Below are 18,745 nucleotides of genomic sequence, written 5' to 3' on the forward strand. Positions count from 1 at the left end.
GGGTCAGCTGTCCGGGGCAATCAGCCCCAGCCCGCGCAAATAGATGCCGATGCCGCTCTCCAGCAGATCCTCCGGCGGAAAGGGGGAGGCCGCACCGGGGGAATTGCGCGCATAAAGCTCGACCACGCCGTGGCTCATCGCCAGCACATGGGCTGAGAACATCGAGGCGGGCGGCCGTTTCTCTGCCGGGATGTGCTGGCTGAGGTCGGCCGCTGCGCGTTCCAGAATGGCGCGTGCGCGCGCGGCTGCATCGGCCAGTTCCGGTGTCCGGTTCACCGAAATTCCGCTTTCGAACATCGCGATGTAATGGCCCGGATGCTTGCGCGCAAAGGCCAGATAGGCACGGCCCGTGGCCTCAAACGCCGCCAGCGCCGAGGGCTGATACTTGTCATAGGCGTGCTGCATCAGGTCTGCAAACATCACATAGCCCTGGCGCCCGGCCTCCGCGATCAGGTCCTCGCGGCCCTTGAAGTGGCGGTAAACCGCGGCGGGTGTAACGCCTGCCTGCTTGGCCGCCTCCGACAGGGTAAAGCCGGTCGGGCCCTTGGCCTCGATCAGGTGCAGGGCGGCCTCGACCAGCGCCTGGCGCAGGTTGCCGTGATGATAACCGCGTTTAGGCATCCCAGATGTCCGGGCCTCCGCAAATTTCCGGATCCAGGGCGCCAATCGCCCCTGCATCCTTGTTGTCATATTCCACAGCGCTCAGCACCCTGCGGATCGCCATCAGCCGGGCCCGTCTTTTGTCATCTGAGCGGATGATGGTCCAGGGGGCCTCTGCGCAATGGCTGCGCTCAAGTGTTTCGGAAATGGCGGCGGTGTACTGGTCCCATTTCTCTAGTCCTTTTACATCAATCCCGCTCAGCTTCCATTGCTTCAGCGGATCGGATTCACGGGCCAGAAACCGGCGCAGCTGCTCGGCCCGGCCGACGTTGAGCCAGAACTTGAACAGCTGCACGCCGTCCTCCACCAGCGCCTGTTCAAACCCCTGAACCTGATGAAAGAACCGCTCCCGCTGCGCATCGGTGCAGAAGCCGAATACCTTTTCGACCACACCGCGGTTGTACCAGCTGCGGTCGAAGAACACGATCTCACCGCCCGACGGCAGCTGCTGGACGTAGCGCTGGAAATACCATTGGCTTTGCTCCGCCTCGGTCGGCTTGGACAGCGCCACAATCCGGGCGCCGCGCGGGTTCAGATTCTCGCGGAACCGCTTGATGGTGCCGCCCTTGCCGGCCGCGTCGCGACCTTCAAAGACGATGGCAATGCGGGCGCCGCTGGATTTCACCCAGGCCTGCAGCTTGACCAGTTCGATCTGCAGCGCTTCCAGCTCTTTCTCGTATTTCTTGCGCGCCATGCGTTTGCGGTGCGGATAGCTGGGGGAGAGGATTTCATCCTTGTCCGCACCTTTGATGGCCTTGCGGATTTCCTCCGGCGCGCCGGTTTCGAAAAACCGGCTGATGGCCCCGTCAAATGGCAGCGTCATAAGCAAAACCCTTCTGTCCTCAATCCCTTATATGGGAAGAGAGTATGGAATGTGAATCACCTTAACGCAAATTTGCGCGGGCTGCGGCGCGGCGGGTTGCGGCGGCCACATCTTCGGTGGCGGCGTGATGCGGCATATGCCCGATGCCGTCGAGCAGGGTGAGACGGGCGGTTGCCACATCACGGGCCAGCTGCCGGGCATGGATGTCCGGGCTTACGGTGTCGTCGGCGGTGCCGTGAATGATCTCCACCGGCACGGCGATACTGTTGTAGAGCGGCGCCAGGGCCATTACCTCTGCCAGCAGATTGGCGCGCTGCCGGGCATTGGCCCGCAGCGAGCTGCGTCTCAGCGCCAGGCCGGCACCGAAATGCTCGGCATAGCCCTCCGGCACCTGCTGAGGGGCAAATACAGCCTCCAGCGTCTCTGCCACGGTGCGGGGCGGCACAAATGCGGTGAGGGCCGGGACGGCGGCCGCGCTTCCCGCCCAGGAAGAGGTCACCCGGTAGAGCAAGTCCAAAGGGGTGTCCCACGGATGTGAGACCCCGGCCACCTGTACCAGCGAAGACAGCCCCTCAGGGTGGTCAACAGCCCAGGCCAGCGCCACAGCGCCGCCATAGCTGTGCCCCAGCACAACGGGCCTGTCCGCTCCCATCTGCGCGGCGGCTTGGCGCAGCAGCGCGGCCTGCTGGCGAATGGTGGCACCGGTCCGGTTGATGCGGTCTGAATAGCCCAGGCCGGGACGGTCGAAGATCAGGATGCGGAACTCATCCGCCAGCGCCGGCGCCAGCCGGAAGGTCATGTCGCGCGTACTGCCGTTGGAGCCGTGAATCAGCACAAGATCCGGCGCGCTGCCCCGCGGCTGGCCCATCTCGACCACATGCAGCCGATGGCCGCCGACCTCAAGAAACTTTCCTTGCGGCGGATAGGCAGCCTCGGCCCGCGCTTCGTTGACGGCCGCCTTCCATTGGGTGCCGCCCCAGGCCAGGGTGGCCAGCAAGAGCAGGGAAGCGCTTATTGCCACGGCTTTTCTCAGGCGCGCAGGTCCGTCATCTCGACGCCGATCCGGTTGATGTCATACGGCGTGGTTTCATAAATCTCGCTGATCCAGTTCGTGTACAGAAGATGCGCATGGCTGCGCCAGCGGTTCAGCGGCGGGCGGCTGGGATCATCGTCCGGGTAATAGTTGCCCGGCACGTTGATCGGGGTGCCATTGGCCACGTCGCGGTCGTATTCCTGCTTCAGCGTATCGTTGTCATACTCGAAGTGGTTGAAGATATAGAGCGCCCGGTGGCCGGGATCCTCAACCAGGCAGGGGCCAACCTCGTCGCTGCCCAGAAGCGTCGTCAGCCCCGGCGCAGCGTCGATTTCTTCCTGCTTCATCTCGGTCCAGCGGCTGACCGGAATCACGAAATCATCCGAGAACCCGCGCAGATAGGGCGAGGCCGGCGCCAGGTTCTGATGCCGGAAACAGCCAAACGCCTTGTGCTCCAGCATGTGTTTCTTCACGCCGTGGAAATGGTTGATCATCGCCATGCCGCCCCAGCAGACGCCAAAGGTGGAATGCACGTTGGTCTGGGTCCAATCCATCACTTCGCGCAGCTCCTCCCAATAGGTCACATCGTCAAACTCAAGATGCTCAATCGGGGCGCCAGTGATGATCAGCCCGTCGAACTTCTCGTGCTTCACCTCCTGGAAGGGGCGGTAGAACTCGGCCATATGCGCGGCGGCGGTGTTCTTGGTGCGGTGCTCGCTCATCCGGATCAGGTTCAGGTCGATCTGCAGGGGCGTGGCGCCGATCAGCCGGGCAAACTGGTTCTCGGTCTGGATCTTCTTGGGCATCAGATTGAGCAGCCCGATGCGGATCGGCCGGATATCCTGACGGGCCGCCTGATCCGGCGACATGACCATCACGCCTTCGTTCTTCAGAACGTCATAGGCGGGCAGGTCTGCGGGGATCTTGATGGGCATGTCAGTGTCCTGATTTGCGGAAAGTTGTGCGTTATGGCGGAGGCAGTCAGATAAGCCGGTTAGCTGCGCGCCTCAAGGGCTGTTGCGATCAAATCTATGAAACCGGCCTCATCCTTGACGGCTGAAATCTGGTCGGCGGTGACGGTGACGCCCCAATTGTCCGCCATCATCTGATAGCGCGGCTGGCGGTGCGCCAGCGCCTGGGCATAGGTCCAGCGGATAAAGGCATCAGGGTCCACATCGCTCTCGGATATCTTGTTTTCCTTGAGATACTCTTGCCAGACCCGGTCCAGGAACTCGGGCTGATAGGACATCGGCTTGGGGGCACGGTCGAACCGGCGCACCAGCTCCTCGGTATGGGCCTCGCTGCCTTTGATCCAGACCATCAGCGTGTGCTTGCTGAGTTCCGACAGGATCTGGTCATTGGGATTGCCGGCATCGACCCATTCGCAGATCGACCCGCCGGTGTCGCAGATGAAATTGGGATAGCCATACAGCTGCTGCGCACGGCCCTCGAAATACTCGGTATCCAGCAGCGCGCGGATCTCGGCCACCCGGAACTGCTCCTGCCGGCGCTTGTATTCCGTGATCGGCAGCCCGCCCTTGGCCTCGTCGCCCGGCTTGCCCAGATAGGAGGCCACCGGGGTCAGGTTCTCGAACGTGATGTTGGAGCCGATGTAGATCGAATCCGTCAGCAGCAGCTCGCGCAGGAACGGCACCTTCATCGCCTCGGCCTTGGCGTTGTCGGCGATGTATTCGCCCATATAGCGGGTGCCGATGCGGTAATCGATCGAGTAGTGGAACCAGCTGCCCGCGCCGCGCAGGATATTGCTGACATAGGTTTTGCCAAGCCCGGACATGCCAAAGAACAGCACCCGTTTGCTGGGCGCATCGCGCCAGTCCTGAGCGGAAGAATAAAGCATTGGCGTTCCAAGTCCCTGTAGAGTTCACGCCTTGCTAATCGCCCGCGCGGGCTGGGTCAATTCCGTGCGCGCTTGGGCCGCAAGTTGGGCTTGCCGTTCAAAACCGCCAGCCCGGCGGCCAACAGGGCAAAGCCCGCATAGGCCTGCGGCCGCAAGGCTTCGCCCAGCACCCAGGCCCCCAGCAGAATCGCCACCGGCGGGATGATCAGCGTGACCAGCATCAGATTGCCGCTGCCCGCCAGCGCCAGCACACGGTAATAGAGCAGATAAGCCCCCGCAGTGGCGATCAGCGAGAAATAAGCGATGGAGACCCAGGTGCCGGTTTCCAGGGCAAAGGAGACCGGCCCGTCGATCAGCAGCGCGGCTGGCAGCAGGCAAACCGCCGACCCCGTCAGCATCCCCGCCGCCGCCACCTGCGGCGCCAGGCCGGACAGCCTCAGCCGCGCCCAGGCGCTGGCCAGAGCATAAGACACCGTGCCTGCAAGAACCGCCAGCTGCGCCGTGCTGCGGATGTCGAAATTGGCAAATTGCTCCAGCCCGATGGCAGTGGCGACGCCCAGGAAGCCCAGGCCAACCCCCAGCGCCTTGCGTGCCGTCAGCCTCTCGTCGGCAAAGATCAGGGCTGCCACGACAACGCCGAAAATCGCGGTGGCCGCGTTCAGGATCGAGGTGAGACCGGTCTCGATGTAAAGCTGCCCCCAGGCCATCAGGCCGAACGGGATCACGTTGTTCAGCAGCCCCATCACCAGGAAGGCACCCCATATGCGCGGCTCTTTGGGCACCGGCAGCCGCATCATCCAGACCACTGCCCACAGAAGCAGCGCCGCCCAGCCGCAGCGGTGCAGAACCAGGGTGGCAACGGGAATTTCATCCAGGGCAATGCGGATCGCCAGAAACGATCCGCCCCAGATCACGCCGAGCAGGATCAGCTCGGCCCAGGCGCGGGGGGATATGGTCTTTTGCGGGCTCATGCGCCTCAGCTAGCGCGGCCCCTGCAGGCAAGCGACCCGTTTCTTGCGGCAAAAGAAAACCCCGCCCTGAAACAGGGCGGGGCAGCAGAGGCGAAGGTCAGGCCGCCTTAGAAGTGATAGCCAACCTTGAAGCCGACCCCGACCGATGTGTTGTCCCCGAACTGCGAGGTGGCAAACGGCGCGCGGCTCACAACGGTTTGCGCACTGCCGACACGGGTGATGTTCACACCGCCCGACACGCTCATGTTGCCCTGCTTGTATTTGGCGCCGATGGTCAGGCCCAGACGCCCGTCCTGCGGGCTGAGGTTGGATTGGAAGCCGCCCAGGGTTTCCTCGTAGCTGACAGAAACCGAGCCGGACCAGTTCTCATTGAACTTACGGCCGACACCCAGGGTATAGGTGTAACGGTCGTCCGCAAAGGACACCAGCGGGGCGCCGATCAGGGTGCCGGTGTAAAAGGTCGGAGAGATGTTGAACTTGGACCATTCGACCCAGCGCACGCCGCCGAACAGCAGGGTGTCTTTGGCGATACCGGTCTGGAAATCAAGGTTCACCGCCTGCGGCGTGTTGATCGCAGTGGTCGAGGACAGGCCCGCAGGCAGGCCGCCACCGGTTTCCACTGTGCTGACATCGTGGTCGATCTCAGAGAAATAGGTCAGCGCAATCCGCAGGGCGATGTCGGGGCGTTCATAGGCGACGCCCACCAGGTAGCCAAAGCTCTCGTCCCGGTCGCCGGTTGCGGCATAGTTGCCGAACACAGGGATGGAGACCTCGGCCTCCATCGTCTGCAGCCGGACGCCGCCGTGGACGCTGAAATTCTCATTGAACTTATAGCGCAGCACGCCGGTGATGGCATTCGAGTTGAGTTCCGCCGTTGCCCCCTGGAACACATAGCCGGTGCCCGCCGGATATTCGACATCAGCACCAAAGGGCTGGTCAAAGATCAGTGCGAAACTCAACCGGTCATTGATGTCGCGCTTATAGGCCGCGCCCAGCTGCAGATGCGAGCCAACCATGTCGCCCGAGCCCACGCCAAGCGCCGTTCCCGACACGTCCGGGCTCACATGGCCAAAGGAAAACTCCGCATAGCTGCCTTCTTCGAACAGCGCCCCAAGGGTCTGGCCGGAGCGGTCGACACCGCCTGCCATGGCAACACCGGGCAGCAGCGCCAGCGCCAGCGGCGCAGCGTGTATCTTTTTCATATGTTCCTCCCTGTACGAAAGCCTTTCCGGCTTCTTGTCACAGAACCGTAACCAGCAGAATTTCGGCAAATCAATGCTAACGATGGGGAAACCTGCGGGAATCGATCAATTTCCGGCAGTTTTCACAGGTCTTCCTGCAACTAGATTAAGATAATTTGCAATGCAGATAACCGCAGCCCCGCTCAGTACCCAGGCATCCAGCGGCTCGCCATAGATCATCATACCCAGGATCGCGATGGCCGGCAGGCGGGCAAAGTCCACCGGCACGACGGTGCTGGCAGGGGCCAGCGACAGGGCAGTGGTCAAGCAGAAATGCGCGGTGAGCCCGGCAATGCCGATCAGCACCAGCCAGGGCAGGGTGGCGGCGTCCGGCAGCGCCATGTCGCCGTCCCAGCCCGCCGCCAGCAGGCCAAAGACAAGCTGCATCGAGGTCAGCCAGAACAGAATCGACCCGGTTTTCTCATGCACAGTCAGCCGCTTGGTCAGAATAGCTGTGAGTGCAAAGAAAATTGCGCAACAGGCGGCGGCGGTAAGTCCCAGGCTCAAGCTGTCCGGGCTGGGGCGGGCAACGATCAGGATCCCGGCAAACCCCAGCCCCACAGCCAGCAGTCGGCGCCGGGTCAGCACTTCCCCCAAGAGCAGCGGCGACAGGATGATCACCCAAAGGGGTGAGGTGAATTCCAGCGCAAAAACCTGTGCCAGCGGCACCAGCGTCACAGCCAGAAACCACAGGTTCTGGCCGGTGAAATGGAACAGGTTGCGCAGCAGGTGGACGCTGAGCCGGGACCGGCTCACCTGATGCCAGCGCCCGGTGGCCGTCAGCACTGCCAGCACGATCAGCAGCCCCACCAGGCTGCGGTAAGTCATGATTTCGAAGGTGTCCAGCGTCAGCCCTGCCTCGCGCCCGGCAATCGCCATCGTGGAAAAGGACACGATAGCGCCGACCATCCAAAGGGCTGCAAGCCCCGCGCGTGCTTCTTTGTCTGTCATGGCTGCCCCAAGGTTCCGCTGCAGGGAGAGAAAAGGGGCATTTGGCGGCGCAGGTCAAGCGAGCAGAAGCACCCCGGGTGGCTCCGGGGCGCCTGCTAGACAGGCTTGAGGCCGGCAGGGCCGGGTTCAGGCGGCAGCATGCGCCAACTGGGTCGTGATTGCAGGCGCGGCCAAGGATTTGCCGCTTTGGATATATCCTGCAGCCACTTTCTTTGCGTCAAAGCGCATCCGGGTCAGCAGGGTACGGATTTCCGCGGTCAGTGCCTGGATGACCTCCGGCTGGTTCCGGGTGGCGTTTTTCTTTTCTGGCAGCACAGGATCGCCGCTATGGCCCAGGGCCTCCAGCAGACGGGCTGCGCCTTCCGGCTTGGAGACCTCTTCCAGTTGCGCTTCTACAAAGTTGATGCGGTCCCCGTATTTCTGCTGGTAATAGGCATAGCGGGCTTCCATTTCCATCGCGTACCACATGGCCCGGCCTATCTGCCCCATCTGCTGGAAGGGCGCCGGGTTCACGATCTTGTTGCTGTAGAGCATGTCCAGATACCATTGCCAACGTATGGTGATGTTCTGGAAATCGTTGCGGCCGACATAGCTGGCGCATTGCTTGGCCAGGTCGCGCCGCAGAATGATGACGGTGCTGCGGCGGCGGAGACTGCTTTCGGACAAGGCCTCAATCAGCCCGCATTTTCCCAGCGTGTGGTTGGATTCCGCATATGGGGCTTGCAGCGAGGCCAGCTTGTCCTCCCAGAAATCCCACATCACCCCGTCCATGCCAACGGTGTTGAAGGTGCGCATATGGCGGATTTCCGGCATTGCCGTGCCGAAATCATCAATGCCCAGCGGTTCGTGCACCGAATTGACCCTCAGGTTGTCGCCAAGAAATTGTGCCAGCCAGGCCGTGCCGGTGCGTCCGGCGGAGAGCGTAAAGATGAAGTCGCTTTTGCTTGGCTCTGCGGGTTTGACTGCTGCCACGGCCACGATAGGAGACCGGTAGCCGAATTTACGGATTTCCTTGGCGCATTGCCGGGCCACGATGCCTGCGGCCTCGGGATATTCTGTGTACATGGTTTTCGGATCGGCACCGGCTTTAGGGCGGAATGCCCCCTTGGCGCGCAAGCCGGAGAACCGTTCCCACAGCCCATCAATGCCCAAGGCAGCGATGTCCTCCTCAAGATGCTCGTAGCGCAGGTAGACATCCAGCGCGCCAGGACCTTCCAGCGGCGCAATACGGCGGTTTTCGCACAGCATACTGCGGAAGCAGCTTACGAACTGTCCAAACGTGATCCCCCGCGCTTCCATCCTTTCCCAATAGTAGCGGGAGATCATCGCGTCATAGGGATCCCGGCAGATTGTGACCTTGGTGTAGCTGTCCCAGATCTCCTGTGGAATCTGCTCTTTGATCAGCGCGGCGGTTACATGATTGTACAGATTCGCCTTGGTCTGCGAGCCGTCCGGCCAGGTTTGTTGCTGATGGTTTTGTGCACCTGGATAGCCAAGCGATTCGCGCAGGGCCTCATCTTCCGGAGAAATCGGCGTGATGACGCTGGCCTCGTCGCAGAAACTGGACAAGGCGATTTCAAATGAAGTGCCACCGACCTTTTTGGTCTTGATGAAGATGAGTTTCAGCGGGTGGCAAATGATCATTGGATTCTCCAATACCGGCGGTGTTTGAGGAATTATTTCAAAAACACCTGACGGATTGGTTAACCAAACGGGCAACGGCCTGAATTCGATGCCGGATTGCCTGAAAAGAAAACCCCGGCCGCTTGGGGCCGGGGCAGATCAATTGCCGGATCACTCCCACTCGATGGTGCCCGGAGGCTTGGAGGTGATGTCATAGGTGCAGCGGTTGATGCCCTTCACCTCGTTGATGATCCTTGTGGCGGTCTCGCCTAGGAATTCATGGCTGAACGGGTAGTAATCCGCGGTCATGCCATCGACAGAGGTCACCGCGCGCAGGGCGCAGGCATAGTCATAGGTGCGGCCGTCGCCCATCACGCCAACGGTGCGGACCGGCAGGATCGCCACGAAGGCCTGCCAGATATCGTCATACAGGCCGTGCTTGCGGATCTGGTCGATATAGATCGCATCCGCTTCACGCAGGATCTCCAGCTTCTCGCGGGTGATCTCGCCGGGGCAGCGGATCGCCAGACCCGGCCCGGGGAAGGGGTGGCGGCCGATGAAGCTCTGCGGCAGGCCCAGTTCGCGGCCCAAAGCGCGGACCTCGTCCTTGAACAGCTCGCGCAGCGGCTCGACCAGTTTCAGGCCCATCTTCTCCGGCAGGCCGCCCACATTGTGGTGCGATTTGATGGTGACCGAAGGGCCGCCCGAGAAGGACACGGATTCAATCACATCCGGATACAGGGTGCCCTGCGCCAGGAACTCGGCGCCGTCGATGGTGTCGGCGTGTTTCTGGAACACGTCGATGAACAGCTTGCCGATGATCTTGCGCTTGGTTTCCGGGTCGGACTGGCCGTCCAGCTCGCCCAGGAACAGATCGCTCTCATCCGCGTGGATCAGCTGGATGTTGTAGTTGTCGCGGAACATCGAGACGACTTCTTCCGCTTCGTTCTTGCGCAGCAGGCCGTGGTCCACGAACACACAGGTCAGCTGGTCGCCGATCGCCTCGTGGATCAGGATCGCCGCGACGGACGAATCCACACCGCCGGACAATCCGCAGATCACCTTCTTGTCGCCGACCTGCGCGCGGATCTTCTCGATCATCTGCTCGCGGTAGGCGCCCATGGTCCAGTCGCCTTCGAACCCGGCCAGACGCACGAAGTTCTCATACAGTTTGGCACCGTTCGGCGTGTGATGCACTTCCGGGTGGAACTGCACCGCATAGAAGTTGCGGCTGACATCGGCAGTGATGGCATAAGGCGCGTTGGGGGAGGTGCCGTAAACCTCGAACCCCGGGGCGATCTTGCTGACGTGGTCGCCATGCGACATCCAGACCTGCTCGCGGTCGTTGTCATTGGCAAACCAGCCTTCCAGCAGCGGCGGTGTTTCCACCGTGGGGGTCACATAGGCGCGGCCGAATTCGGCGGTGCCATGGCCGCTTTCCACCTTGCCGCCCAGCTGGTGCATCATCACCTGCTGGCCATAGCAAATGCCCAGGATCGGCACGCCATAGTCGAAAATCTCCTGCGGTGCCCGGGGGCTGCCCTCGCGGGTCACACTGTCCGGCCCGCCCGAGAAGATCACAGCCTTGGGCGCCAGCTTGCGCACAAAGTCCATGGTGACGTTCTGATAGGGGTGGATTTCGCAATAGACGTTCAGCTCGCGCAGGCGGCGCGCAATCAGCTGCGTGACCTGGCTGCCAAAGTCGATGATGAGAAGGCGGTCATGGGATGTCTCTGTCATGCACGCGCCATAGGGCAGGATCGCAATTTCTGCAAGAGGAATTGGGGGTTCAAGGGCAGGCGCTGCCGATTTTCACGGGGTCCCGCCTGTGCCCGCAGAAACGAAGCAGTTGTCTGCAGGCGCGGTGGAAAATGCCCCGCCAATGTCGCTTTTCAACTTGAATGGCCGTTATCCTGCGGCGCGGGGCCGTGCGCTGGCTATAATACCCATCGCAATGAAATGCCTGTGGTGAGGATAAACCATGACAGAAGCAGCACCGCGCCGTCGCGCCCGGGGCGGCGGCGGCGCAGCCCGCCGCGCCGAACGCACCAGCGTCAAGATCGAGACCGCCAAGTACATCCAGCGCAACATCCCGAACTTCGAAGTTCTGAACGATGAAGCGCTGGAAATCATCGAGTACAACGCGGACACCATCCTGGAAGAAGTCGGCGTCAATTTTGTTGACAACCCGGCCGCACTGGAGCGCTGGCGTGAAGCGGGTGCAGACGTTCAGGGCGAGCGCGTGCGCATTCCCCGCGGCCTGGCCCGCAAGCTGTGCGCCACAGCACCGTCGGAATTCACCCAGCATGCCCGCAACCCCGAGAAATCGGTGGTTATCGGCGGCAAGAACCTGGTGCTGGCACCGGTCTACGGCCCGCCGTTTGTGCGCGACGCCGCGGGCGGCCGCCGCTATGCCACCATGGACGACTTCAGCAAGTTCGTGAAACTGGCCTATATGTCCAAGTGGCTGCACCACTCCGGCGGCACCGTCTGCGAGCCCACCGACATCCCGGTCAACAAGCGCCACCTGGACATGCTGATGGCGCATATGACCCTCAGCGACAAGCCGTTCATGGGCTCTGTCACCGAACCCAGCCGCGCCCAGGATTCCGTCGATATGGCCGGCATCCTGTTCGGCAAGGAGTTCGTGCAGAACAACACCGTGATGACCTCGCTGACCAACATCAACTCGCCGATGACCTTCGACGACGTGATGATGGGCTCGCTGGAAGTCTACGCCAAGAACAACCAGGCCTGCATCATCTCGCCCTTCATCGTCGGCGGCGCCATGGCGCCGGTGTCGGTTGCGGGCACCCTGACGCAGGTGCTGGCCGAAGTGCTGGCAGGCGTTGCCTACAGCCAGCTGGTCCGCCCCGGCGCCCCGGTGATCTTTGGCGCCATGGTGACCTCGATCGACATGAACTCCGGCGCGCCGACCTTCGGCACCCCCGAGGCCTCGCACATCACCTATGGCGCAGGCCAGCTGGCCCGCCGCATGAACCTGCCGTTCCGTTCGGCCGGCTCCTTTTGCGGCTCCAAGCTGCCCGATGCGCAGGCAGCCTATGAAACCGCCAACTCGCTCAACATGGGCCTGCTGTCCGGCGTGAACTTCATGCTGCACTCCTGCGGCTGGCTTGAGGGCGGCCTGGTTGCCGACTTCGAGAAGTTCGTGATGGACGCCGACCAGCTGGGCGTGCTGCACGGCCTGGCCAAGGGGGTTTCGATGGACGAAAACGCCCAGGCGATGGGCGCCATCCGCGAAGTTGGCCCCGGCGGCCATTACCTGGGCTGCGAACACACCCAGGCGAACTTCAAATCGGCCTTCTGGAAAACCGACCTGCTCGACTACAAACCGTTTGAGCAGTGGGAAGAGGAAGGCGCGCGCGACACCTATGCGCTGGCCACCAACCGGGTTGAGAAACTGCTGGCCACCTATGAACAGCCGGCCCTCGATCCGTCGATCAAGATGGCGCTGGACGAATACGTGGCTGAGAAAAAGGCCTCGATGCCTGACGCCTTCATGTAATCGCAGCTGAAACGGAAACCGGGCAGGGGGACGCTCCCTCTGCCGGGGCGGAACGGCGGTCCTGGCGGGCCGCCGTTTTTGCTTGCGACCGGGTCCGCAGCAGCGCCGCTTCGCCTGCCAGCGCGATCAGAATGTCCACATGGCGGATCATCGAATACCCGGCCGCGCCGGATTTGCGCGCTGCGTTTATCTCCTCTTCCATCTCCAGCAGACGCATGGCTGCCGCCGCGGGCTTGGGCAGCGTCCCATAGCCCAGGATCCGGCGCAGATCGCGCTGGCGGCAATAATTCTGTACGCCAAGCCGGGCAGCCCGGGACAGAATCCGCGGGCGCCGGAGCAACGTCAGCCGGGTGAATATGTCCTGCATTATGCTCTCCTTTCCTAACTCTGTGCCGGCTCTGCTATAACACAACTTATCGTGGTGTTGCGGGGAGGGCGCTACCGGCGAACGGTACGTTTTGTGATGATTATTTATTTTCTGGAAACAATACCGCCTGAACCGTTCTTTCGTTCACTTACAGTCAGGCGTTCTTGCACAAGCCTCAGGCGTATCTGATTGCGGCTGACCGGCGGCCTGGCTGACGACCGGGGTTGAAAAATGCAAAACATACCGCACGCGTCCCTGCCTGGCTGGGTGCCGCTTGAGACATGCCGCTATCTATTGCACACAGAGGCCGGCAGGCCGATCCGCCAGCTGGCGCGCAAGGCGGGGTGCCATCCCTCTACCATATTGCGGCAGGTGCGGCGGGTGGAAACCCTGCGGGACGATCCGCTGATAGACGAGGTGCTGACCTATCTTGCCGGACGCTACCAGACAGACTCTGCGGCGCCGGGCAAGCCGCCGGCCGGGCGGGGCGGCCGCGGGCTGGTTTCCGGCTTTGAGCAGGAGGCAGCCAGTGTCCTGACCCTGCTGAGCCGCGGCGGGGCGGTCCTGGCGGCGGCAGAGGGCATGGAAATGGCCGTTGTGGTCAGGGAAGGCGCAGAGGCAGACGGCCAGAAGGTCGCGGTCTCGCGGCCGCTGGCCGGGGCGCTGGCCCTGATGGGGTGGATTTCCTGCGCCCGCCGGGGCCGGATCAGCCGCTATGCCATCACCACAGCGGGGCGCAATGCGCTAAAGCGGATCATTGCCGATCAGGAGAACCGGGCCCGCGCCCGGCTGGAAGGCGGATTCGCCGAAGCCCAGGCGCCGTTTATGCCTGCCGAGGACCCGGACAAGGCAGCCTATGGCCGCAGGGCGCGCTACAGCGGATCAGAAACGCCGCTGGAAATGCTGGCCCGCCTCTCGGACAAGGACGGGAAACCGTTTCTGACACCGGGGATGGTCCGGGCCGGCAAACGCCTGAGGGAAGATTTTGAACTGGCCCAGATCAGCAGCCATGTAATGCAGGAGAAACTCTATTTCTCCCCGGACCGCCAGGAGCTGCGCAGCAACAGCCACGAAGCCGCGGCCGCCGCGCATAAACGGATGACAGAGGCACTGCAGGCGCTTGGCACCGGGCTGGGCGACATCGCCCTGCGCTGCTGCTGTCATCTGGAAGGGATGGAAACCGCGGAGCGCAACCTTGGCTGGCCGGCCCGTTCCGGCAAGGTGGTCCTGCGCATCGCGCTGCAGCATCTGGCGGACTATTACGGCGTCAGCGGCCCGCAGGAGACAGAGCTGATCGGCTGATCACGCAGGCCGCGCAACAAAAACGGGCCCGCACTTGGCGGGCCCGCAGAATGTCCGGAAGCTGCAGCCAGCCTTAGGCGGCGACTTCTGCCTTGGCTTCTTTCAGGTGCTTCAGCACGTTTTCCGGTGCCGAGACGCCATAGGGGTCTTCGCCGTGGTTGTCGGACAGGCCCGGCTCTTCGAACCATGCTTCGACCACGCCGTTGTTGACGATGGCCGCATAGCGCCAGGAGCGGTTGCCGAAGCCCAGGTTGTCCTTGGCGACCAGCATGCCCATCTTGCGGGTGAACTCGCCGGAGCCGTCCGGGATCACATCCACGTTTTCCAGCTCCTGCGCGCGCGCCCAGGCGTTCATTACAAAGCTGTCGTTCACCGACATGCAGTAGATCGCGTCGATGCCTTCGGCCTGGAAGTCGCCAAAGCCTTTTTCAAAGCCCGGCAGCTGGTAGGTGGAGCAGGTCGGGGTAAAGGCGCCCGGCAGCGAGAACAGCACAACGCGCTTGCCTGCAAAGTAGTCAGCGGTGGTCTTGTCTTCCCAGCGGAACGGGTTCGGGCCCTCGATCGACTCGTCGCGAACGCGGGTGTGGAAGGTCACGTCGGGCAGCTTAACGCCAGCTTTCATTTCGGGATGCTCCTGAAGGTGGAATGTCATTCGGCGCGCAGGCTTAAAATGATTCTAAGCTGGTATCAACATTTGCGTGAGCTTGTTTTGAAGGTTCTGCACAAACGCCGCAGCGGGCGGCGCAAATGCGCCGCCGGACCGGCGGAACGCGGCAGGCCATTGCTGCCGTAACCCTATGCCATGAGGGCTGAAATCTAGGCCGCAGCCTTCTTGATCGTCACCGTGGTGCCGCGGACCTTGCGCTCGGCGGCGGTGGTCAGATCGTTGAACTTCTTGAGGGTGGCCAGCAGCTTCTTCTTGTCCTTGGAGTCATTGATGGCGCCCGGAAACTTCTTCTTCACGCTCTGGTACTGGTCGTTGATCTTCTTCAGATCCTTGAACTTCGCCGCTGCCGCCTTCAGGTCCGGCGCGGCGGCCTTCAGATCCTCGCCGGCCTTCTCGATTGCCGCCACGCAATGGCCATTGATCGCTTTCACCAGCGCGCCCACCCGGTTGGTGTATTTCTTCAGGTTCCGGTCCACCAGCAGCTGCGGCAGCTCAGTCGCATCCAGCTTCTTGTCGTGGCTGCCGTCGCTTTCCTTGAGGATCTTGTCGGCCGTCTTCTGGAAGTTCGCGGCATAGAATTTCTGCGCCGCGTTCAGCTTGCCCTCATACTGGACGGCCTTCTTCACTTCGGCGGCTTCCTTGGCCAGGGTATCGCGCAAAGCCTCGATATCCTTCTTGGAAGCAGAGGATTTGGAGCGTTTCTTCAGGTCCTTGTCGATATCGCCGGCCAGTTTCTGGATCTTCGCCAGATGCGCCTGCGCCTCCTTGCAGAAGCCGAGCATCGCATCCAGCTCCTGCTGATGAATGTCCACCGCCTTGTTCCAGGTGGTCAGCCCGTCCTTGAAATGCTTGTTCTTCTGCAGGTCGGCCATCTTCTTGGACTCGACCCCGTCCTTGCGCGCCTTGGCCAGGCTTTCGCGGAAGTAATCCTCGCCCTCCCAGGCGTTGCCCAGCGAAATGCCGACACGTTTCTTCAGCTTTTCGCCTTCGGCGGTGGTGTATTTCTTGGTGCCTGCCGCCAGTTTCTTATGTTCCGCTTTGAACTTCTCCAGCTCCTTGGCCATGGGTCCCTCCCTGAACTCGTTAACGGCGCTTTTGCCTTGCACAGCTAGACTATGTGTTCCGCAGCGGCATTTTGGCAAAGGAAAACGGCAAAAATCCACGGTATGAGCCATGTCAAGGACGCAAGGCTGGGTTGCCGATAGCCGGGTGTCAATGGCCGGAACCTATGTTACACCTTGGCCAAGTCAGAAGCCGGAAGGGAAAAACCACGTGCGAGACCTGAAAATCCCGGAGCAGCGCCACCCCGAAAAGGCGCACCGTCCCGACAATGCTCAGCCGAAAAAGCCAAGCTGGATCCGGGTCAAGGCGCCGGGCGGGCAGGGCTATGCGGACACCCACAAGATCATGCGCGAGCATAAGCTGACCACGGTTTGCGAGGAGGCCGGCTGCCCCAACGTCGGCGAATGCTGGAGCCAGGGCCACGCCACCATGATGATCATGGGGGAGGTCTGCACCCGCGCCTGTTCCTTCTGCAACATCGCTACCGGCAAGCCGCCAGAAGCGCTGGACGTGTTCGAACCCGGCCGGGTGGCCGATGCGGTGCAGAAACTGGGCCTGAAACACGTTGTGATCACCTCCGTTGACCGCGACGATATCGAGGACGGCGGGGCAGAGCATTTTGCCCAGACCATCCGCGCGGTGCGCCACCGCTCACCGGATACCACCATCGAAATCCTCACCCCGGACTTCCTGAAATGCGATCCTTCGGTTCTGGAAACCGTGGTCGAGGCGCGTCCCGACGTGTTCAACCACAATCTGGAAACCGTGCCGGGCCTTTACCCTGAAGTCCGTGCCGGTGCGCGCTATTTCCACTCCCTGCGGCTCTTGCAGCGCGTGAAGGAACTGGATCCCTCTATGTTCACCAAATCCGGCATCATGGTCGGCCTGGGCGAGGATGCGCAGGCGGTCAAGCAGGTGATGGACGACATGCGTGCGGCGGATGTCGACTTCCTGACCATCGGCCAGTACCTGCAGCCGACGCCCAAGCACCACGCCGTGGACCGCTTCGTGACGCCCGAGGAATTCAAATCTTACGAGAAAGCCGCCTATGGCAAGGGCTTCCTGATGGTCTCGGCCACACCGTTGACCCGTTCCTCCTACCACGCGGGCGATGACTTTGCCCGCCTGCGCGATGCGCGCAACAAGAAGCTGGGCCTGGCATGACGCCGGACCGTCTGGCGCAGCTTACCGCGCTGCGCCACGCCCTGCACCAGATCCCCGAGGTGTCCGGCGCTGAGGAAAAGACCGCCGCCATGGTGGTCGATCATCTGCGGCACTATGAGCCTGACCAACTGCTGACCGGTCTCGGCGGCCATGGCGTTGCGGCGGTCTATGAGGGCAGGGAAGACGGCCCTACCGTTCTTATCCGCTGCGAACTCGACGGCTTGCCGATTGAGGAACTTTCCAGCCAGCCCTACCGCTCCACCCATGCAGGCCGCGGCCATCTTTGCGGCCATGACGGCCACATGACGATGGTGGCGGCGCTGGCAAAGGATCTGTCTGCCAGCCGCCCGGCCAAAGGCCGCGCAGTTCTGCTGTTCCAGCCGGCCGAGGAAACCGGCAAGGGCGCGCCTGCCGTGATTGCCGACCCCGCGTTTGCGCAGATCGCTCCGGACTATGCTTTTTCGCTCCACAACCTGCCGGGGCTGCCGGTGGGGCAGGTTGCCTTGTGCTCCGGCCCGGCCAACTGCGCCTCGCGGGGGATGCGGATCCGGCTCACCGGCAAGACCTCCCACGCTGCCGCGCCGCAGGACGGGGTGTCGCCTGCCGGTGCCATTTCCCAGCTTCTGCCAGGCCTGATTGCCTTGGGCGGCGGCGGTGACTTAGGCCCGGATTTTGCCCTGGTCACCCTGACCCATGCGCATCTGGGCGAGGCCACCTTTGGCATCGCCCCCGGCTACGGCGAGGTCTGGGCCACCCTGCGCACCGTCACCGACGCGCGCATGGAGCAGCTGATTGCAGATGCCACGGGTTTGGCCGAACAGGTCTGCGCGGCGGAGGGGCTGGCTGTCTCGATTGAATTCGACGACGTCTTTGACGCCTGCACCAATCATCCGGAGGCGGTGGAGCTTTTGCAGGCGGCCTGTGCCGCGGCGGGGCATCCGGCACAGATGCAGGACAGGCCTCAGCGCTGGTCAGAGGATTTCGGCCAGTTCGGCAAACAGGCCAAGGCGGCGATGTTCTGGCTGGGCTCCGGCACGGATCAGCCGCAGCTGCATAACCCGGATTTCGATTTTCCGGATGCAGCAATCCCGGCCGGGGCCGGGATCTTTTTGCACGTTCTCAAAAACTTGCTCGGCTGACCCTTACTGGGTCAGCGCATTGACCACGGCCACCGCGCCGATGATCGCCAGCGTGTCCTTGACCACCTCAAAGATCTTGTCGCCCTGGCGCACATAGCGGTGCCCCTCACGCGGCGGCTCCAGCCCCCAGCGGTGATAGTCATCCACATAAATCCAATCGCCGCCCTGGATATGGCCATGGTCATGGCCGTGTTTAGCGCGGTGGCGCTTCTTCACCTGGCCCGGCGCATAATGGGCCGCGCTGTTCTTGTGGCCCGGTGCCCATTTCGGCGGTCCGGCGTGCGAGGCTTCGGGGGCAAGGGCAAGGCTCATGGCTGCCGCTGCGGCTGCCGCCACTATCTTGTTCATCGCGGATGTC

General features: G+C 62.4%; 18 protein-coding genes. 4 read left to right on the forward strand and 14 right to left on the reverse strand.

Annotated features, from left to right (window positions below):
• Positions 1-3 precede the first annotated feature (3 nt).
• From ACXAHG_RS00225 to guaA, 10 genes are all read right to left on the reverse strand, one after another.
• The gene (locus tag ACXAHG_RS00225) at positions 4-621 is read right to left on the reverse strand and encodes a TetR/AcrR family transcriptional regulator (RefSeq protein ID WP_475043454.1); all 618 of its coding nucleotides are present in this window, start codon (positions 619-621) and stop codon (positions 4-6) included.
• Positions 614-1,483, reverse strand: coding sequence for a polyphosphate kinase 2 (ppk2, locus tag ACXAHG_RS00230; RefSeq protein WP_475055317.1), 870 nt, complete (start codon positions 1,481-1,483; stop codon positions 614-616). Before ppk2 ends, ACXAHG_RS00225 begins: the two co-directional genes overlap by 8 nt.
• A 61-nt stretch (positions 1,484-1,544) precedes the next feature.
• On the reverse strand, positions 1,545-2,498 hold the full coding sequence (locus ACXAHG_RS00235) for an alpha/beta fold hydrolase (protein ID WP_475055613.1): 954 nt from the start codon (positions 2,496-2,498) through the stop codon (positions 1,545-1,547).
• A gap of 14 nt (positions 2,499-2,512) precedes the next feature.
• Positions 2,513-3,451, reverse strand: a complete 939-nt coding sequence (gene metA / locus ACXAHG_RS00240) for a homoserine O-acetyltransferase MetA (RefSeq protein ID WP_475031521.1) — start codon at positions 3,449-3,451, stop codon at positions 2,513-2,515.
• Between the two features lie 59 nt (positions 3,452-3,510).
• A complete protein-coding gene (locus ACXAHG_RS00245; RefSeq protein ID WP_475055318.1) occupies positions 3,511-4,374 on the reverse strand; it encodes an ATPase in 864 nt (287 codons plus the stop codon).
• 56 nt (positions 4,375-4,430) lie between these two features.
• A complete protein-coding gene (locus tag ACXAHG_RS00250; RefSeq protein ID WP_475055320.1) occupies positions 4,431-5,345 on the reverse strand; it encodes a DMT family transporter in 915 nt (304 codons plus the stop codon).
• Positions 5,346-5,452: 107 nt separating this feature from the next.
• Complete coding sequence (locus tag ACXAHG_RS00255) at positions 5,453-6,547, reverse strand: OmpP1/FadL family transporter (RefSeq protein WP_475055321.1); 1,095 nt, start codon at positions 6,545-6,547, stop codon at positions 5,453-5,455.
• Positions 6,548-6,652: 105 nt separating this feature from the next.
• The gene (locus ACXAHG_RS00260) at positions 6,653-7,537 is read right to left on the reverse strand and encodes a DMT family transporter (protein WP_475055323.1); all 885 of its coding nucleotides are present in this window, start codon (positions 7,535-7,537) and stop codon (positions 6,653-6,655) included.
• Positions 7,538-7,663: 126 nt separating this feature from the next.
• A complete protein-coding gene (locus ACXAHG_RS00265; protein WP_475055325.1) occupies positions 7,664-9,181 on the reverse strand; it encodes a hypothetical protein in 1,518 nt (505 codons plus the stop codon).
• Positions 9,182-9,331: 150 nt separating this feature from the next.
• Positions 9,332-10,900 (reverse strand): glutamine-hydrolyzing GMP synthase, encoded by a 1,569-nt coding sequence (guaA, locus tag ACXAHG_RS00270; protein WP_475043443.1) that lies wholly within the window; start codon positions 10,898-10,900, stop codon positions 9,332-9,334.
• A gap of 241 nt (positions 10,901-11,141) precedes the next feature.
• Here guaA and ACXAHG_RS00275 point away from each other — a divergent pair, with 241 nt between their 5' ends.
• Positions 11,142-12,686, forward strand: coding sequence for a trimethylamine methyltransferase family protein (locus ACXAHG_RS00275; RefSeq protein WP_475043441.1), 1,545 nt, complete (start codon positions 11,142-11,144; stop codon positions 12,684-12,686).
• Here the strand turns inward: ACXAHG_RS00275 and ACXAHG_RS00280 are convergent.
• Positions 12,679-13,053 (reverse strand): DUF6477 family protein, encoded by a 375-nt coding sequence (locus ACXAHG_RS00280; RefSeq protein ID WP_475055327.1) that lies wholly within the window; start codon positions 13,051-13,053, stop codon positions 12,679-12,681. The two genes, ACXAHG_RS00275 and ACXAHG_RS00280, sit on opposite strands and share 8 nt — an antisense overlap.
• Before the next feature lie 231 nt (positions 13,054-13,284).
• Here ACXAHG_RS00280 and ACXAHG_RS00285 point away from each other — a divergent pair, with 231 nt between their 5' ends.
• The gene (locus ACXAHG_RS00285) at positions 13,285-14,355 is read left to right on the forward strand and encodes a DUF6456 domain-containing protein (protein WP_475055328.1); all 1,071 of its coding nucleotides are present in this window, start codon (positions 13,285-13,287) and stop codon (positions 14,353-14,355) included.
• A 73-nt stretch (positions 14,356-14,428) separates the two neighbouring features.
• On the opposite strand, the gene ACXAHG_RS00290 is transcribed toward ACXAHG_RS00285, so the two are convergent.
• Both ACXAHG_RS00290 and ACXAHG_RS00295 read right to left on the reverse strand, forming a co-directional pair.
• Entirely contained in the window at positions 14,429-14,977 is a 549-nt protein-coding gene (locus tag ACXAHG_RS00290; protein WP_475055330.1) for a redoxin family protein, read from the reverse strand.
• 194 nt (positions 14,978-15,171) lie between these two features.
• Positions 15,172-16,086, reverse strand: coding sequence for a hypothetical protein (locus tag ACXAHG_RS00295; protein WP_475055331.1), 915 nt, complete (start codon positions 16,084-16,086; stop codon positions 15,172-15,174).
• A gap of 208 nt (positions 16,087-16,294) precedes the next feature.
• Between ACXAHG_RS00295 and lipA the strand changes: the two genes are divergently transcribed.
• Both lipA and ACXAHG_RS00305 read left to right on the forward strand, forming a co-directional pair.
• Positions 16,295-17,248: a lipoyl synthase gene (lipA, locus tag ACXAHG_RS00300; protein WP_475043431.1), complete on the forward strand. Its 954-nt coding sequence runs from the start codon at positions 16,295-16,297 to the stop codon at positions 17,246-17,248.
• A complete protein-coding gene (locus ACXAHG_RS00305; protein WP_475055333.1) occupies positions 17,245-18,387 on the forward strand; it encodes an amidohydrolase in 1,143 nt (380 codons plus the stop codon). The genes lipA and ACXAHG_RS00305 overlap by 4 nt, the downstream gene beginning before the upstream one ends.
• 3 nt (positions 18,388-18,390) lie before the next feature.
• Here the strand turns inward: ACXAHG_RS00305 and ACXAHG_RS00310 are convergent, their stop codons facing one another.
• Positions 18,391-18,735, reverse strand: coding sequence for a hypothetical protein (locus tag ACXAHG_RS00310; RefSeq protein ID WP_475043429.1), 345 nt, complete (start codon positions 18,733-18,735; stop codon positions 18,391-18,393).
• Positions 18,736-18,745 lie beyond the last annotated feature (10 nt).

It is taken from the genome of Leisingera sp. ABD4_442 (assembly GCF_056160905.1).

What these genes read in the sequence shown, in the direction of transcription:
- ACXAHG_RS00225 (WP_475043454.1), bottom strand. Translation starts at nt 621, where the DNA reads ATGCCTAAACGCGGTTATCATCACGGCAACCTGCGCCAGGCGCTGGTC.
- ppk2 (WP_475055317.1), bottom strand. Translation starts at nt 1,483, where the DNA reads ATGACGCTGCCATTTGACGGGGCCATCAGCCGGTTTTTCGAAACCGGC.
- metA (WP_475031521.1), bottom strand. Translation starts at nt 3,451, where the DNA reads ATGCCCATCAAGATCCCCGCAGACCTGCCCGCCTATGACGTTCTGAAG.
- ACXAHG_RS00245 (WP_475055318.1), bottom strand. Translation starts at nt 4,374, where the DNA reads ATGCTTTATTCTTCCGCTCAGGACTGGCGCGATGCGCCCAGCAAACGG.
- ACXAHG_RS00250 (WP_475055320.1), bottom strand. Translation starts at nt 5,345, where the DNA reads ATGAGCCCGCAAAAGACCATATCCCCCCGCGCCTGGGCCGAGCTGATC.
- ACXAHG_RS00255 (WP_475055321.1), bottom strand. Translation starts at nt 6,547, where the DNA reads ATGAAAAAGATACACGCTGCGCCGCTGGCGCTGGCGCTGCTGCCCGGT.
- ACXAHG_RS00260 (WP_475055323.1), bottom strand. Translation starts at nt 7,537, where the DNA reads ATGACAGACAAAGAAGCACGCGCGGGGCTTGCAGCCCTTTGGATGGTC.
- ACXAHG_RS00265 (WP_475055325.1), bottom strand. Translation starts at nt 9,181, where the DNA reads ATGATCATTTGCCACCCGCTGAAACTCATCTTCATCAAGACCAAAAAG.
- guaA (WP_475043443.1), bottom strand. Translation starts at nt 10,900, where the DNA reads ATGACAGAGACATCCCATGACCGCCTTCTCATCATCGACTTTGGCAGC.
- ACXAHG_RS00275 (WP_475043441.1), top strand. Translation starts at nt 11,142, where the DNA reads ATGACAGAAGCAGCACCGCGCCGTCGCGCCCGGGGCGGCGGCGGCGCA.
- ACXAHG_RS00280 (WP_475055327.1), bottom strand. Translation starts at nt 13,053, where the DNA reads ATGCAGGACATATTCACCCGGCTGACGTTGCTCCGGCGCCCGCGGATT.
- ACXAHG_RS00285 (WP_475055328.1), top strand. Translation starts at nt 13,285, where the DNA reads ATGCAAAACATACCGCACGCGTCCCTGCCTGGCTGGGTGCCGCTTGAG.
- ACXAHG_RS00290 (WP_475055330.1), bottom strand. Translation starts at nt 14,977, where the DNA reads ATGAAAGCTGGCGTTAAGCTGCCCGACGTGACCTTCCACACCCGCGTT.
- ACXAHG_RS00295 (WP_475055331.1), bottom strand. Translation starts at nt 16,086, where the DNA reads ATGGCCAAGGAGCTGGAGAAGTTCAAAGCGGAACATAAGAAACTGGCG.
- ACXAHG_RS00305 (WP_475055333.1), top strand. Translation starts at nt 17,245, where the DNA reads ATGACGCCGGACCGTCTGGCGCAGCTTACCGCGCTGCGCCACGCCCTG.
- ACXAHG_RS00310 (WP_475043429.1), bottom strand. Translation starts at nt 18,735, where the DNA reads ATGAACAAGATAGTGGCGGCAGCCGCAGCGGCAGCCATGAGCCTTGCC.